At 40.4% G+C, this 17,275-nt stretch carries 9 protein-coding genes and 1 pseudogene; 4 read left to right on the forward strand and 6 right to left on the reverse strand.

Going from position 1 to position 17,275, the window contains the following annotated elements; genetic code table 11:
• Window positions 1-649: 649 nt before the first annotated feature.
• Window positions 650-895 (forward strand): annotated as a pseudogene (locus C6G87_RS04380) (type II toxin-antitoxin system RelE/ParE family toxin); the annotation flags it as partial.
• A 149-nt stretch (window positions 896-1,044) separates the two neighbouring features.
• Here the strand turns inward: C6G87_RS04380 and C6G87_RS04385 are convergent.
• On the reverse strand, window positions 1,045-1,821 hold the full coding sequence (locus C6G87_RS04385) for a hypothetical protein (protein ID WP_199767633.1): 777 nt from the start codon (window positions 1,819-1,821) through the stop codon (window positions 1,045-1,047).
• Between the two features lie 131 nt (window positions 1,822-1,952).
• Here C6G87_RS04385 and C6G87_RS04390 point away from each other — a divergent pair, with 131 nt between their 5' ends.
• The 3 genes from C6G87_RS04390 to C6G87_RS04400 are packed head-to-tail and all read left to right on the forward strand — an operon-like array spanning window position 1,953 to window position 8,526.
• Window positions 1,953-3,707, forward strand: coding sequence for a dynamin family protein (locus C6G87_RS04390; protein WP_104752321.1), 1,755 nt, complete (start codon window positions 1,953-1,955; stop codon window positions 3,705-3,707).
• Between the two features lies 1 nt (window position 3,708).
• The gene (locus C6G87_RS04395; protein WP_104752322.1) at window positions 3,709-6,021 is read left to right on the forward strand and encodes a dynamin family protein; all 2,313 of its coding nucleotides are present in this window, start codon (window positions 3,709-3,711) and stop codon (window positions 6,019-6,021) included.
• Window positions 6,022-8,526: a BspA family leucine-rich repeat surface protein gene (locus C6G87_RS04400; protein WP_104752323.1), complete on the forward strand. Its 2,505-nt coding sequence runs from the start codon at window positions 6,022-6,024 to the stop codon at window positions 8,524-8,526.
• 140 nt (window positions 8,527-8,666) lie between these two features.
• On the opposite strand, the gene C6G87_RS04405 is transcribed toward C6G87_RS04400, so the two are convergent.
• The 5 genes from C6G87_RS04405 to C6G87_RS04425 form a co-directional block, all read right to left on the reverse strand.
• Window positions 8,667-9,518, reverse strand: coding sequence for a plasmid mobilization protein (locus C6G87_RS04405; RefSeq protein WP_104752324.1), 852 nt, complete (start codon window positions 9,516-9,518; stop codon window positions 8,667-8,669).
• A 470-nt stretch (window positions 9,519-9,988) separates the two neighbouring features.
• Window positions 9,989-10,639 (reverse strand): hypothetical protein, encoded by a 651-nt coding sequence (locus C6G87_RS04410; protein WP_104752325.1) that lies wholly within the window; start codon window positions 10,637-10,639, stop codon window positions 9,989-9,991.
• Window positions 10,640-10,782: 143 nt separating this feature from the next.
• On the reverse strand, window positions 10,783-13,758 hold the full coding sequence (locus tag C6G87_RS08620; protein ID WP_199767634.1) for a hypothetical protein: 2,976 nt from the start codon (window positions 13,756-13,758) through the stop codon (window positions 10,783-10,785).
• A 3-nt stretch (window positions 13,759-13,761) separates the two neighbouring features.
• Window positions 13,762-14,067 carry a hypothetical protein gene (locus C6G87_RS04420; RefSeq protein ID WP_104752326.1) on the reverse strand — a complete coding sequence of 102 codons (306 nt, stop codon included), beginning with the start codon at window positions 14,065-14,067 and terminating at the stop codon, window positions 13,762-13,764.
• A 579-nt stretch (window positions 14,068-14,646) separates the two neighbouring features.
• Window positions 14,647-16,806, reverse strand: a complete 2,160-nt coding sequence (locus tag C6G87_RS04425) for a replication initiation protein (RefSeq protein WP_104752327.1) — start codon at window positions 16,804-16,806, stop codon at window positions 14,647-14,649.
• Between the last annotated feature and the right edge of the window lie 469 nt (window positions 16,807-17,275).

Below are 17,275 nucleotides of genomic sequence, written 5' to 3' on the forward strand. Positions count from 1 at the left end.
AGGTTGGTTGGATGGGTTGAGGGTGTTGTGTTGATTGTAGAGCTTCCTAGAGGGGTTTATGAAAGTATTTTGAGGTGGAGTGGAGAGAAGGTGTGCTTTGGAAGTGAAGACAAGGCACAGCGCATAGCACATTGGAGACACTCTACAACACGCTTACATGGTTTGAGATAGGCTTTGAAAATGAGATTTTAAGAGATTGGGGTAGTAGGGCTAGGTAAGACACTGGAGGGGATTAGCGATTAGGTGAGCTCGGGAGTAGAAGGGTTCTTTGGCTATATGCTCTAAAAACGCTCAGAAATCGATTTTAAGCGCATTTTGAGGTTGGGAGTAGTCTAGGTATGGTTTTTGTCTAAGTTGCGCTGTATGACAACTTTATGGGGCTAGAAACTCTATGTTTGATTTTGAGTGGGTTGATTGGCTTATGAATTTTCTAGTTTTGTTATCTTTTGTGCTTTTTTCTTGGTTTTTAGACTTGATTTGACCTTTGGACTTTGGTTTGGTATAGGTTGAGGGTGTCATGATGATTGCGGAGAAATTTTTAGGAGTTAATGGAGTGTTTGAGTGCGGTTTTCGCAAAGCCAAGGTTGATGCGGGATGAAATACGACACATGACTGTTAAAAACTCTTCAATTTTTGTTTTGACCAGTGGTTAGAAGACCTGCAAGACCCTACAGCTGTGGTAGCTATTATCGAAAGGTTGGATGTGTTGCGAGCCTATGGTCATTTCGGGGATCATAAACACATTGTGGATTCTATCTTTGAGATGCGTATCCACACAGGACCTGGTTATCGTCTTTATGTTGCCAAGCGTGACGATACTTTGGTCGTCCTGCTCTGTGGACTCTGTGGAGGAGACATTCAAAGAGCTCAGGAGATTTTGAAGGAGCTTGCATGATAATCTTCAGTGATTTCTGGTTAGGCTACTCTATCTTGCTTCATCATACGAGTAAGGCAAGTTCCAAAGATCAGCTCTTTTAGATTTTAGTTAAGCAAAAATTAACACTTTCTTGGATACAACCATCCAAATTCGGTGTGGATTTCCACTCACCTCTCGGGTCCTGCCGAGGGGTCTGCTTCTTTAATTTCTTTTGATCGCTTTTTGCTTTTTCTTGGTTCTTGTACTCTTGTGTTCAGTTCCGGATGGATTGTTTCTAATAAGTCTTCCAAGAAAACCTCTATTTGCATTGGATTCAAGCCTATCTTTACGCCTCTAAGCCACGTTGTAATACGCGGAAACACACCTTTTCTCTTCCCATATCTGACCTTTAGGATATTCTCCCAATGATAACATCTGTTGCGTGTTGTCTGCAGTAAATTCAAAACCACATCTACCTTATGAGCGTTCAGATTCTCAATGTTTCGTTTTTGTTCTAAATACGCATTGTTCGTATTGCTTTTATCGTATTTGTTAAAATCTATACTGCTTAGATCGAGCATTTCACTTTGTAGCTTGCTCTCCTTAATAATGTGGATAATGGTACCAAACGAAAAGCGCGAGAGATACTGAGAGTGTTTCAATCCTTCATCATCGGTTTCAACTCTTTTGCCTTTCTTTTCTCTCTTTTCTACTTCTATCTTTGCATATTCTAGTATCATTGCTACTTTCTTGTCCTCTTCACTCTCATCTAGGGGTTGCCTGATCCAATCTTGATTTTTCTTTTTCATTTCAATGTCTAGGATATTTCTTAAGCAAATTTCAATGGTGGCTAGATGTGGGGTGATTTTAGCAATGAGCTGTAAATTTCTAAAATGTTCCTCCATGTTCGTATACGATTTTAAGCGTTCTGCAGACAGAACATCTTGGATTGTTCTTCTAAACATATTGAAACTCCTATGGTATTTGGTATCTTGTGCTATTATTCTCTAGTTTAATGGTGGATTTCTGAAGATGCGCTAAGTGGGCTAAGTGGGGGATTTGGACTGTTTTTCGTGGTCTTGCCCTAGCAGGATAGATGAAGATTTGGGGATTTTACATGCTTGTGCGACAAAACTACCTACGCTTCCTAGAAAGCGTAAAAAGCCTAGAAATAGTGTGTTTGCAAGGGTTGCAAAGCGATATACAAACTCTGCAGACAGAGATAGAACATCAAGAGTTGTTAATCCCTGTGATTGGGGGTTTTAGTGCAGGTAAGTCTAGCTTGCTCAATGCCTTTTTGGGGAGAGACATCTTAGGGGTAGCTATCACGCCTGAAACAGCCATTGCCACAGAGCTCAGGTATTCTACTTCCGAGCGTGTAGAGACTGTAAGTGATGAGGGAGTGGTTACTAGTTTTGCTCTTGCAGACCTAGCACACGCCCAAGCCCAAGCTTCTCAGTTTAACCATCTGAAAGTGTTTCTCAATTCTACTCAACTCCAAGCCATTGAACCCCTAATCTTGGTGGATATGCCCGGTTATAACGCCCCTATTGAAGCACACAATAAAGCCTTGTTACGCTATGGTGCTGCAGGAGGGGGAGGGGTGTATTTCATCGCTTTAGTTTGTGCGGCTACAGAGAAGATTATCACCCAAAGCTTTCTGCGTGAGTTAGAAGGCATTGAGCGGGCTAATAAGCAATTCAGCCTAGCCCTTAGCAAGACGAATTTAGTCGCTCCTAGTGATTTAGAGGAGATCAAGCAAGCTGTTGCACAACAGCTCTCTTTATACTTCAAGTACACAGGGCAAATCACTCATTTAGATCACCGCAATGGTGGGACAGTGCTCGAACAAATTCTACAAAGCATTGATAGGGAAGCTCTTTTCAAGTGCATTTTCCATGCACGTTTAGAACTTCTCTATTTCAATATGCACTCTAGTTTACAGACCGCTATTACAGGGTTACACAATTCACAAGAGCAAAATCAAAAGCTCTTGGATTCTTTGCAAGACGAGATCAAACATATCCAAACTCAGAAAGAGCAAGCTCTAGCTCAAGTGCAAAGTCGCTATGCTAGGCAGAATTTAGAGGGCGTTTTAAGTGAAGTGCGACACGCCCTAGAGGGCAACACTAGCTTACTAGTGCAAAGTATCTTACATGGTGGGGATTTAGAAAGAGAGATCAACAACATTGTGCGTCCGGTATTGCTTGCGGCGATTCAAAGAAAACTCATTGGAATCAGCTGTGATGTCATTGAGGACTTTGAGATGAGTATCCAGGGTGTGGCTTTTGACATGGAGCAAATTCAAACTTGGGCGGATCACTTAAAGGGCTTTGTAGAGAGTAGCTGTTTTGCGGCAATCACCGCTTTAGAGGATATGCGAAAGCAAGAGCATGAGGACAAGAAAGAGGATAAATCAAAGTCTAAGAACGAGCTTTCTACCGCTGTTGCTACCACAACGCTGGCTTACCAGTTGGGTAAATTAAGTCTGAAAACTCAACCGATTGTGGGGGCTGTTTTGAACGCACTTTTGTTGGTTTTGCCGGGTATCTTCTCAAAATTTACACAGATCAAAAAAGAGGAAGTGCTAAGAGAAAAGATCGCCAACCAGGTGATCCCCAGTATTCTAGCTCAAATCAGACCTAAGTTAAATGCCTATTTTGATACGCAAATCGCCCATGTCATCACCCAAACAGGTCAGATCTTTAGCGACAAAATTGCCCAAAAACAAAGCGAGATTAAAGAGGCTCAAAAGGAGCACCCACAGCAAGACACTCAGGCGCGTGTGCGTGCCTTAGAGGAGCAAATGCAAATCCTTGAAAACCTATCGCAACAGTACTTAAAGGAGTAATATGGTAGCAGACATCAGTATTCCTCAATTAGTCAACAAGGCTAAACGCTTAGAGGACTTTGTTAAGGAGCATAGGTCGGAGTTGGACGCAAGAGTTGATGCCTTAGAAAAAGAATGTGAAATCCAATCTGCCGACAAGCTTGAGCAAATTTTTAAAAAGAAGGCTGAACAAGAGCGGGATTTAAAGATTGGGATTTTAGGGCGAGTTAAGGCGGGCAAGAGCTCATTTTTGAATGCGTTGGTTTTTCAGGGTAAAAATATCTTACCCAAAGCCGCCACGCCCATGACCGCTGCGCTCACCATTTTAGAGTATGGGGAAAGCTTTGAGGCGGAGGTAAATTTTTACACGGCGAAAGAAAGAGCGGAGATTAAGGAAAAACACGCTCAATATCAAAAATATCTTCAGGAGGCTAAGGAGAAACAATACGAAAAATTAAAGCAACAACAAGAGGAAGAGCAAGAAAAACAAAAGAACCAAGAAAGGCGCTTAAAACTATCCGGGCAGAGCCATGATGCCGGGCAGAAAAACCAAGTGCCGTGCCAGAAGAGCGATGAGGAGTTGTATAAAGAGGCTGAAGAGCTCGCTACTCAAGAATTTAGCACCCATCCTTTGCGCGCTCACTTCGAGCAATACGAACAAATGCAACAAAGCAAGATTGACTTCTCTAATCTCCCCGATCGAGAAAACCTTAAATGCAAGAGCTATGAGGAGCTGGGTAATCAACTCAATGACTATGTAGGTTCTAGTGGCAAATACATGCCCTTTACTAAGTCCATCACTCTACGGCTCAATGAGGAACGACTCAAAGAGGTTCAGATCATTGACACCCCTGGCATGGACGACCCCATTGTTTCTAGGGAGGAGCGCACAAGGGAATTGATCGCCTCCTGTGATGTAGTCTTTCTCATCTCCCCCAGCGGACAATTTCTCAATGCGCGGGATTTAGAATTGCTTGAAACGATTGAGCAAAAAAATGGCATTAAAGAATTTCGTGTTGTCGCATCGCAATTTGATACGGTGCTCCTCAGCCCTGAAATCCAAGAGGGGGGTGATCTATCCCAATCCATTGAGCGCGCATTAAAAAATCTCAATAGCCAACAACAGAGTGTTTTTAGCACCAGATACAAGGAGTTTGGAAAATCTGAGGTGATCTTTAGCTCAGGGGTGGGCGTGGAGATTGCCAATCATTACGATCATTTACAAGACCCCAATGCACAGAAAGTCTTAGAAAATTTACAAGAAGACTACCCAGACTTTTTTTCAAACAAGCAGAACGCCCTATCCAATTTGGAATTACTAGCCAACATGGACAAGGTGCGCCAAGTTTTGGAGCAAGTGCGCGCCAAAAAGGAGGAGATTTTGATCGCCTCCCTTGAGGAAACCTTGCAGAGCAAGTTTGAGGGCTTAGAAGCATATCAACAGGGTATCGCCGAGCTCTTGCAAACGCAAATCCATAAACTCCAAACATCAGACCTAGATGCGCTCAAAACAAAACTCACAAAATTAGGTGAGATCAAGGAAAAGGTAAAAAGAATCATAAATACAAGCTTTGTAGATGCGGCTAATGAATTCTCTGGGAAGTTAGGAGAGGAGCTAAAAGAGAAGATTAAGAAATATCTTGAAAAAATTGAACATGCCCTAGAGAGATCGCAGGAGATCAAAACAGAAACTGGAACAAGAGAGAGGGATACAGAGCGGGATAGTTGGTTTTTTAAAAAGTTGTGGGCTGATTTGCGGAATACACGCTATAAAACAGAGGTTTATACAGAAACCTATAAAACCCTCAAAACTTTGCCTGTCCGCAAAGCCTTACAGGAGACCATACTGGAAATCCAAAACACTTTGGATCGAGCATATAAGGATAGACTCAAGGGCTGGCGCAAAACTATTAAAAAAGACTTGTTTGATGACTTAGGTGAAGAGTTGGGTGAAGAAAACTCGGTATATGTAGACATCGAACTCATTGAATCTAGTTTGTATGCCGTGATCGCGCGCATTGAGTTGCCCGAACTCTCTTACCCCTCTGATTTGCCCGATGTGTTGAAGCAAGGGGGCGAAATAGTGGGGGATGGTGAGTGTGAGAAGTACATAAAGGCGGCTCACGAGTTTTTTCACAACTTGGGCAATGAGGCTCATGCAAACATAAACCATGCTGTCCAAGCCCTAGAGGACACGCTAAAGGGTGCAAAAATCGGGGATAAGCTAGTGGATTCTTACCAGGCACAAATCCAACAATTAGAAAAAAACATGGGTAGTCAACAAGAGAGCATCGCGCGCTACCAAGCTCTAAAAGAAGAGGTGCTTGCCCTCTAAATGATACCCCTGGAGTTAAAAATCCTTAACGCTATTTTAGGAGCCGAGTTTCATGGCGAGGGACTGGATCATTTTAATCAAGCCCTTCAAGAGTTTAAAAAGTTAGGTAAGCGGATCTCTATCCCCAATGAGCGCGATGTGCTCAAGTGTTTACAGGCATTAGAAGAGAGAATCTCTATGGTTGCCATCTGTCCTGAGCTATTTAGGAAGCATATTATCGCAGTGGGCGGGGGCTTTAGTGCGGGCAAGTCTCACTTTATCAATAGTTTCTTCTCTAACAAGCAATGCAAATTGCCCATTCACATAAATCCCAAGACGGCCATGCCTAGCTATGTGATGGACGCGGAGCAACAATGCATTCTAGGGATTTCTCAACATAACGCACGCGTGGATTTAGGCGAGATCACCTCCAATATCCTAGACCAGTTCACACACAATACCGATCCAGATGATACAAAAAAATCCTTGCGCTCTGACTTTCTTAAAAGTCTTAGAAGTAGTTTGCGCTTTATTGTGGTGGGGGTGGCTTTTGAAAATAGGCTTTACAAAGACATTTGTTTCATTGATACACCCGGCTATGACCCAGATGGAAATACTAATAGAGGCCATGACTTGCACATCGCTAAGGAATTTTTATCCAATGCATCAACTATCCTATGGCTTGTGAGCGCAGATGCCAAGTCTGGCATTCTAACCAGCAGTGATATAGAACTTTTAAAAGGACTCGATTTAAAGAATAAAAAGCTCTATATCGTGGTGAATAAGGCAGATGTGCGCCCCAAAGAGGATCTAGATCGTGTCAAAGAGCATATCAAAGGCACTCTAGAAGAGAAGGGCATGGAATATGAGGGTATTAGTTTATATAGTGCAAAACGCCAATGCGAGTATGGCTTTGAAAAATGCAGGCTTGAAGAATTTTTAACCCGGATAGCTAGTCAAAGGCACACCACACTCCAAAAAGATATTCTCAAAACCCTAAAAGAGGAAGTCTATGATAAATACCGCGAAAAATTGCTCCTAGAAAGAACTAATAAAGAGGAGAGCGATAAAATCCTACAGTCCATCAAGTTACAACTTGCCAAGCTTGATGATGAATATAAAAATGAAAGAGAGAAGATCCAAAACTGCGTGAATGATCTAACACAGATCGCTCTAGGGCAGAATGCCTGCGACTCCCAGCTACTTAAAGATTTTGAACGGGCTTTTGAAGCACTTAACACCTCTGTCGATGTGTTGTTTGGAAAAGTGTCTACGATAGAGGTAGTCAAGCGATCCAGTGCAACTAAAATCCATGCCAAACCCTTTTCGCCAAAAACAAAAGAGGAGCTTAAAAAGCTAGTCAAAGATGATAGCGTGCTTTTAGGCGCAATTGATATTAGCGCGATCACGGATTTGAGTTGTGTATTTAGCCATGTAGAACCTGGTAAAGATGGCAATATTGCCTTTGATTTTGACGAACTGCCTGCTTTTGAACGGCGTAATTTTAGGGGGCTAGAGAGCTGGGATGTGTCACATGTCAATAACATGGCATTCATGTTTTGTAAAGCGATCCACTTTGATCATGACATTTCTGATTGGGATGTATCTAGGGTTGTGAAAATGGATGGGATGTTTAGGGGATGTGCCAAGTTTGACAAATCCTTAGATGATTGGGATCTATCCAGCGTAAAGAGCATGGGTAGAATGTTTAAGGGCTGCAAGGTGCTCACTACCCTCCCTAGATGGTATATGAGCAGTTCGAAAAAATACTTTCCTAAGACAAAAAGGCAACTCAAAAAACTGCTCAAAAATGAGAAGATCCCTTTAAACACTATTGATATTGGTGCCATCAGCGATTTAAGCAACATCTTAGATCATCTCACCTCTCTAAGATCGCAAAATTTTAAAGGGTTAGAAAGTTGGGATATTTCACATACCGATGCAGATACACACTATAGCTGGGCCTCTTTATATGAGGAAGGTGAGTGCGTAGAACGGGACTATACTAAAGCCGCAGAATACTACTGCAAAGCGGGAGAAATGGGAGATGCTTGGGGATATTTCGACTTGGCTTGTATGTATGACAATGGCCAAGGTGTGCCACAGAGTGACTCCAAAGCTGTAGAATACTACCAAAAAGCCGCAGAGTTAGGGAATGCTGATGCTTGCTTTAACTTGGCTCTCATATACGGAGACGGCCAAGGTGTCCCCCAAGACTACCAAAAAGCCATAGAATACTACCAAAAAGCCGCAGACATGGGGGATGTTAAAGCTTGTTTTAACTTAGCTTGCATGTATGCCAATGGTGATGGCATCCCTCAAGACTACTCTAGGGTCCTAGAATATTTCCAAAAGGCCGCAGATATGGGATTTGCTAGGGCTTTTCTTAATTTGGGAGTCCTATATGAAAATGGTCAAGGTGTGGCACAAGACTATGATAAGGCCCGAAGGTATTTCCAAAAAGCCGTTGAAATAGGGGATGAAGAAGTCAAACAGTTAGCTCAAGATTTTCTTAACAAGCTATGAAGTCATTTTTAAACCCATATTCACTTAGTTTGGGTTGCAATCCCATGCAGAATCAATGTAGACATCCCTGCTCTGCATCAGCATATTCACAAGAGTTTTGATCATAACACTCTGAGCTTTATGTATTTGGATCAATGCATCTATGGGGTAGATGGCACATGATCCCAATCTTGTGGAGTATCTGGTGAAGTCTGTAGAGGAAGTGTCTTAGATTTGTCTTCCTCTGGAGGCTGGGTAGACTGGTGTGTTTTTTCTCGTTCCTGCTCTTGCAATTCCCTGCCAATCTCCATGAGTTCTTTTGATATATCCTCTTTAGGGTGTAGTTGAGCATTGTCTTGCATTTGTGGTTTTTGTATTGGTGTATCGTGCCGTAGTTGTAGATTAAATGGTCTTTGTTCCACTTGCACTGGCTCTTGTAGTTGAAGGTTGGATTGATGAGACTTCACCTGTCCTTGTTGCTGTGGCTGGGTATTGTTTTGTAGTTTCTGGTTTAGTAGCCTTTGTTCAATCTTTATCTGTCCCTTTTGTTGGGATTGATGGCTAGGTCTTTGGGTTGCTTTCTCTTGCAAATGCAGACTATTATCTTGCGCTTGTGCTTGGGATTCTTGACTCTTATCTAGTAATAGGAAGATGATGAAGACGATGGTGATGGTGAGAAAAATTGCTAAAGTGATTATGCCGATTTGGCATATTTTAACTTTTTGCTCTAACTTCTTAAATTTTGTTTCTTGTTCCAAGCGCACTTCTTGGATTTGAGTCGATGCTTTTTCTTCTAAATCTTGTTTCCAACCTTGCAGTAGTGTCTCCTGTTGCCTCTGAAATTCTTGCAACTCTTGTTGCATCGCACTATTCTGTTGGTGCAAGGCACAGAAGCATAGATATTCAGAAATACTTAATCCCCTCTCTTGTGCTCTGTGCTTGATCTGCTCTAATTCACTAGGAGTGAAACGCACATTTAATCTTGATGTTTTATTTTCTTTAGACATGGGCATGAGTTCTTAAAGCAATGAAAAAACTGTGTCATACAAGCATTATAGCCTAAGATGTTTGTGGGATTTTTTGTATGTACAAGATTTTACCTTGTATGACATTTGTACATACAAATTGTAAGACTTTGTATGTACAATCTTGTAGAGGTAAACCCCTAAGATAGGTGCTTTGAAGGATTTTGTATAGACAAATATCATACATTTGTCATACAAAAAATTGGCATTTGTACATACAAAAATCACCCCTAACAGATCTATTTTTTAGGGTGTTTTGCAGGACAATAAGTGCTCTTGTTTTGTTTCACGCTGCCAATGTTGTTTGTTCTATAGACTTGAGTTTATTATGGCAAGAAAAGTCAATAATGGTGAATGTATGATTTGATTAAGAGAAATAGTCAAAGTTTGTGCTACAATGTGGGCGAATTCGAGGGCGGACTTCTGCCCACCTTTCGTGTGTTTCTCTTTGTTTTGGATTACCTCTTAGCTATTAGGTCTAGTATTTCTGCATCAAAGCTCTTTAGGACATCATCTAAAAATAGCTCTATGTTCTGTGGTGCAACACCAATGATTGTTTCTCTGAATTTAGTGGTGATGCGAGGATATGTCTTGCCCTTATTGACTCTAGTTTTGAGTAGGTTTTCCCAGTGAAAACAGCGGTTGCGGATACTAAGAACTAAGTACATCACAATCTCAGCCTTATTATCATTGTTAAATTTTGTCTTTTTGTGTGTGTTTATATAATAGTTCCTATTGCTTGACTCGTATTTCTTAAAATCAAAATGCTGTAAAGCAAAAATCTTGCTCCGTACACAAACATTCTCGTTTATTATTGTGATGATCTCTCCTAACGACATTTTTGAAAGAAGTTGCGTGTGTGTGAGCTTTCCATTTGATTCGAGTTTTTGAATTTTGCTTAAAATCTTGCTATTTGCGTGATGTCTGAGCCAATCACTAGAAGATTGCCGTTTTTCAAAGTCAAGTAGATTGCGTAAAATCAGTTCGATGATCGCCAACTTTGGTGTGATCCTACCAATCAGTCTAAGGTTGTTAAAATGTGCATCTATGCTCTCATACGAATCCAGTCTTTCTTGAGAGAAAAACAAAACTAGTTTGGTATTTTTCATTTAATCACCCACAAAATTTATTGTTTCGCATCGTATTTATTAGATTGCGTTATGTTTTAGTGCATTGTAGTATTTTTTGTAGCATTGCACACAAGAAACTAAGCTCAACAGATACAAGATCGTCATAAGATACGAGTATATCTCTACTTATGCTTCCCCTCACTCCCTTGCATCCCCTTTTGCCGTAATTCCAAAAGTTCATCTTTTAAAAACCGATTAAACTCTGCTAGCCGATCTATAGAGTAACTTGTAATGTCCATATACCTTGTAGTCATCTCTGTAGCTTTTACAGGGTTTCTCTTAGCTATTTCAGCAATAATGCTGAAAGTTTCTCTCTCCAAGTCTACTAGCATTGCTTGGGGTGCAGATTGCTCAAATTTGATTTCAGGGACTTTAGGAGCAAGTGTGTCATACAAACAAAAAAGAAAATCTGTTGTCTTGGGTGAATACAAGCGAGGCATACAAGTTAGAGATTGTGCAGAACACCCAGAGTTATATAGACAAGCGTTGAATTTATCGTTTGCTTGCTCTAAATTATCAAAAGACAATCTTTTTAAGTTTTGGATCAACTCATCATCTGTTGCTCTCTCTAGGTGTGCCTTTAACCTCATGCCATTAGCATCATCCATCCAAAACACCCATTCTCTGCACACAAAGCCATGCAAGATCGCACCCTTGTGTTCTTTGTAGTAGTTTTCAAAGAACTCTTGGGCTTCTTGTTGCATTGTTTTTACTACATTCTCTTGCTCTTGGGTTTTGGTTTCTTGTTCCTGTGGAATGCTTAGGGCATTAGTTTGTTCTTTAAGTGTTTGAATGATCGCCTTGAGCTTATCTAGGGCTGTGAGCTTGCTTTCTTGCTCTTGCGTGTTAGTCAATGTAGCATAAGCAGTGCTGATAGCACTCTCTAGGTCTGCTTTGGCATTAGTAGCTTGAGTGAGCTCTTTCTCTTTGGCTTGTATTTGCGTTTCTAGTTTAGTCTTGGTGGCTTCGGCATTATTAGCCCTAGTCTCAGCGTTCTCTGCCCTAGTGGTGAGTTTTTGGTTTTCTGTGGCAAGCTCTCTGCTCTTGTCTGCTTGAGCTTTGAGTTCTTGAATGCTTCTCTCAAGGTGTTTTTTAGCGTATTTGGGTGCGTTCCATTTCCCTCCGCCTGCAAGTTCGCAAAGTGCGCTTAAATCTGTCTTGAATTGTTTAATGTTTGTCTCAAGGCTCTTTCTAGCTTCATTGACCTCTTGAGGTATGTCTTTGCTATCTACACCTGCTAAAATACAGAGGCTTTTTAACTCCTCTAATCGTTTAATTTGCACTTGCTCTGGACTTAGGTAACCCTCGTATTGCTTGATTGTAGCTGTTGTTTGTTCCTGAGCTTTTTTAAGGGCTATGGTATGTTGTTCTTGGAGAGTTTTTATCTTTTGGGCGTGTTCTGTATCTTTAGCCTCTAAGGCTTTAGTATGCTTTTGTTCTTTATCCCTTAACTCTTCAGCGTGTTCTTGCCTAAGTTCTTGTTCTCTAGCTTCTAAGGCTTTATTGAGTGCTAGACTGAGTTTCCCCTCTCTATTCTCTAGGTTTTTCTCATAACGCTCTTTAGCCTCCTGCTCTATCTGTGCAATAGCATCACTGAAGCTCTCAAAGGTAAGTCCTTGTTCTATCAAGGCACGCACTGCCATATAGTCCTGTTGAGTAAAAAGCTTGTGTTCCCCCAAGTTCTGATTAATAGCAATCATTTGCTTTCTCACATCACCTGCAAGTGCCTTAAGTTCTTTGGCTGTAAGTTTCTTACTCTTGGTGGTTGAGAATGCGGTCAGGTCTATGAGTGTTGCCTTTAAGGCTGAGTTGCTGGTTTTAAGTGCTTGGTTTTCTTGGACAAGCTCGTCTATGCTCTTGTCCTTTGCCTCTAAGGTTTGCTGATATTGTTGCTTTTGCGTGTGATTCAAATCTCTAAGCTTTTGTATTTCTGCAATGACAATCTCTTTGATCTGTGCGGGTGTGAGTTGCTTATCCTGTGGGGTGATTGTCTGAGAAATGGCATTAAGATGCTCTGTAAGCTCTTTGATGTGATCGCACACAACAGATATAATAGCTTCTACTCTAGCGTTAAATTCATCGGGGTTGTTATATTGAGGATTTAACCCTGCTTTAGCACAAACTTCATTGTAATCTGTGCCTATATCTTTAAGGGTTTCTACAACTAGCCTACTAAAGCCCGCAAAGTATATATCGTGCCATTGCTTAGTGTTTGCTAGAGTGTTGTTGCTAGTTTGAAGCTTTTTGATGTATTCATCCATAGAAGCCACAACGGCATCAACCATAGCATTGACTTTTTGCGCAAAAGTATCTTTATCCTTTGTTACTTCCTCCCAAATATTTCGAGTTCTTAGCCCCATAAATTCAAGAGTTTTTCTAGCCAAATTGCTAAAACCTTTGTGGTAAATGTTGTACTGATCTGTTATCTTTGCCAACTCATCTCTTAGTGTATTATCTATCCGCTTGTGCTCTTGGTTAGCTTTTGCTATTAACTGCCCATAGGCTCTAGGTTCAATGCGTTTTCTACCAGTACCCTTAATTAGGTTACCTTCCTCATCAAAGTAATCTCTGACAGGCTTTCCACGCTCCATACCCAAGATATTAGCCACTTCTGTCTGCATATCTCTAGCTACTTTTGGCGTGATGTATTGCTTGCGGTACATACTCTTGCCAGTATGCTCATCAAGGGTTACAAACTCCAAATGGGCGTGGTGGTTGATACGGATATTGCCTTCATCATCTATATGCCCCTCATCTCTGTGAATAGCAATCTGGTAGCACTGAAACTTGTATTTTTCCTTGAAATGTTTAGCTAGATTCTCTAAATCCTGCATTGTGGTTGTGTCTTTAACATTAACAACAGCACTCCATAAATAGCTCTTGGCACGAAATCTCTGTTTTCTGTGCTGAAAATATGCCTCACTTGCTTTTAATACGATGGCATCTCTTAAGGCTGATGCTTCTTTAGCACTTCTGCTACACTCTATACCTAATCCGCCATTTTCTAGCAAATAATTAGGGGCAACACTTCTATCATTATGCGCTGTCTGCACAATATTTTTCGTGGGTTTAAAATTGATAGAAGCAATATTACCCATTGATTAACTCAAGCGTTTTTGTCTTTCTTGCTGGCATTTCTTGGTTGAATTAGCAAGCGCATTGCTTGCTTCTATCTGTATTGCCTCTAATTTGGTGAGCTCCTTGTCAATCTTATCCAAGCTTGCTTGTATCTTCTTTTGCAAGTCATTGCGCTGTGTTAATAGTTTGTTGATTTTCTTATTTGTTTTCTCAATCAGTCCTGCTAATTCTCTAGTATTCATCTCACGCACAGGTTTTGATTTTCTAGGATTAGCAGATGTAGTAGATGCACTTACAAGTGTATTCTCTGTATTTTCAGTTGGTTGCATTTAAAAACCTTTAAAGAATTATTATTGCATTATACAACACATAGCCCCGTAGGGCAAATTTTCCATAGTGAGCTTGCGAACGATACCTGTAAGGTAATGGAAAATTTGCAAATTTTCCATTTGCAAGGCAAACCACTACGCAAGCTTGTTTGAAAAATTTGCCCCTCAAACGCCGTGGGGGCTTTAGTTATCTATGTCTTTAAGTTTAACATGTCTGGTGTAAAATAAACTTATTTTTGGATAATGGGATTTATTTTTGCTTATATGTGTATTAAGTGGTGTGTTCTATGTTGTATCACCACCAATACCTTCGACTTGTTTTACATGCAAGATGTATTACTGCAAACATACACACACGCAAACATACTGCTAATACATGATAAAAAATTTAAAAATGTGAGATTTTGTTTGCGGTGGAGTGTTATGAGTGCTGTCTATGTTCAAAGCTGATCTGTGCAATCATCTTCAAAACTTAGCATTTGAATTAGTCTAGGACTAAAGATATTTGAAGTTAAAATGCTCTAGGATTGTTAAAGTTGTGTTGGGCAAGGTTGAGTTTGCTTGACTATCGCAGATGATTTAGACAAACATGTTTTTAAGCCACCATGTGTCCATATCACTTTTATCTTTAAAAGTGTAGGTAAAATAGTCGGGAGCATCACATTCCGGGATTGCTCTTTTAAAAAAGTTTATCTCCTTCTTTACTCTGTGATGGCGTTTGGCGATTTCTAGGTCTGTATCTGTGGGATTAAGAATTTTAAAAAGTGCTAAGACATCTTGTTCTGCATCTTTGATCTTAGCGATAAGTTGCACTTTTTCAAAAATGTAAAGTCTGCCATTTTTGCAATCTGCTACTAACTCTCCTCCCTTTGCTGGCATGGGTTTTTGCAAGACAAAAATTTCTGTATTTTGGTTTGCACTTGTGGATGCACTTGTAGTGGGTGTGTTTGTTTTAGGAGAAGCTTTTGTGGCTTTAGCATTGCTACTTTTGTGAGCGGTGTTTAAAAATTTGTCTTTTAACTCCTCAATGTTTTCAAACACAAGAGTCATGTACTCATTGCCACTCACTTGAAACAGCTCTATATGTTTTCTATACAGAGCAATCACCTCTATTATCTCAGGGTTTAAAAACCCATTCGCTCTAAATAGTACACAGATTCTTTTAGTTTTTGGGCTAGGTTGGATGCTCTCGATCATGGCATCGCTGAAGGTGAAGTCTTTATCCCCTTTGTCTTTCACAACAAGACTGCCCCGTGAGCCTATTGCTTTTTCAAGAGTCTTGATGTCCCTTTTGCTAAAGCGTTTAAGGGGAGTTTTGGAGCTCTCCTGCATCTTTTCTAGCTCTTGCATGGCGGGGTTTATGGTAACCTCAAAGGTATAACCTAACACCCGACCGCCCCGGGTTTTGGCTTTGTTTTTGATCACCTTGATTGACTTGTAGGGGGGTTCAAGAGGGTTTTTTGGGGTTTTTTGCGTGAGTTGTTTAATGGCAGGGTTTATTACACGGCTATCGATGTTATCTTTTCTAAAGTCTTTTGGAATACCCATAAAAGCACAAAAGTCATCTATGTTGTACTCATACTTATACACTTCAAAGATACCATCCTTAGTGTTGTTCTTAAACCGCTCCAAAAGTCTAAATAAATTCTTAGCATACTTACCGCTTAAATCTACAAAAGTTTGGAGCTTCATGCTCGTGAAATTTGCCTTTAAGTCGTTGAGTAAGTAAGTAAAATAAGGATCATTGACTTGAATATCTAGGTATTCAATGGTTTTATTTTTGTCATATTGCACCTCAAATTTTCTAAAAAACATGACTTTACTTCTTTGCACCTTCTCATCATCGAGCATTTTGATTAGATCAAAGTTAGCCCCAGCTATGTTGTTAAAAAGGTCGATGGTTAGTTTATATAAGCTCTTGTTATCCATGTGCGGATTACCAGCCAAAGCTTTTAACTCTTGAGGGCTAAAGCGAATAATGGTGTCCTTTTTGTCTTTTAAGCGATTGCAAAGACTAAAAAATAAGTTGTTTTCAAGCTCGCCCAATGTGCCTAAATTAACCTTGTAAAAATTGTTATGGATGACAATTTGCCCCCTATTAGCGATGTTCAAATCTTTTGCCAAAACAGGGATTTTTGTGGGGGTTTTATCCACTGAAACTAAGTCTTTTATAGCTGTTACTTCTGACTTTTTTGTTGTGAGAACTGAAGCTCTTTGCTGTTCTTTCGCTATGATTTCCTTAGTCTGTTCTTGTGAGTTTTCTTGGAGTTGGGTTTGTTGGGGTTCTTGTGATGGTTGTTTGATGATTAATTGTGGAAGTTCTGTAACAACCACTAGGTCCTGTAGCTTGTCTTTTGGGTCTCTGTATTCCGCTTTCCTCCATGTGGTTAAAGTACTTTGCATGTCTGCGATGCAGTTTTTAATACCCTTTTTGAAGTGCTCTTTTAAATTGGGATTTGTTGTGTTATCTAGGCTTTCTTGCAGGGTTGTCATTATGATGTTGAAGTGTTCTAGGCGTTGTATCGCCTCTTGTGAAGTGATCACCCCCTCTGTGTTGTCGCTGTCCCACTTGTTAGCTAAAACGATTTTTGCTAACTCTGTAATGATTTGGACTTTTGTGGGATAAAATTCTTCAGTGAGATCTGGATACCCATAACATTGTGTTTCTAGGGCCACAAGCCCATCCAAATCGCTTTTTAGAGACTTGAGCCGTTGATAAATGGGGTGCTCTTTATCCATTGACTGCTTTTTAGTTAGCGGAATTTGTAGTCAAAAACCAATTCAATACATTTTACTTAAGGTTAAGAACTAAACTTTGGTGATTGTACCACATTTTTTAATAAAATGTGGTAAAGAAAGAATTTGTAGTGATAAAAGGGTCATTTTCCCCGAATTTGTAGTTAAAAAACCCCGAATTTGTAGTTAAAAAACCCCGAATTTGTAGTTAAAAAGCGCTCGCGCAACAATATATACATGAAAAACTATAAGAAAAAAACTTTTTAAAAAACGCGCCCGTGCATGCGCGCCCGTGAGTCGTAGTTTTTTTTGAAAAAAAACACTTGAACCTGGATCAAATTGGAATGCAGTGTTAGCGCACTGCTTACATATTTTGTCTGTGGGGGGAAGACCCCCCACACCCCCCCCCCTTTAGCTTTTGAGATGAGAAAATTGAGCTTAGAAGGTCATAGAACGCTTTAGGTGTGTAGGT

It is taken from the genome of Helicobacter baculiformis (genome assembly GCF_900197685.1).
In the GTDB taxonomy this organism is placed as follows: Bacteria; Campylobacterota; Campylobacteria; order Campylobacterales; family Helicobacteraceae; genus Helicobacter; species Helicobacter baculiformis.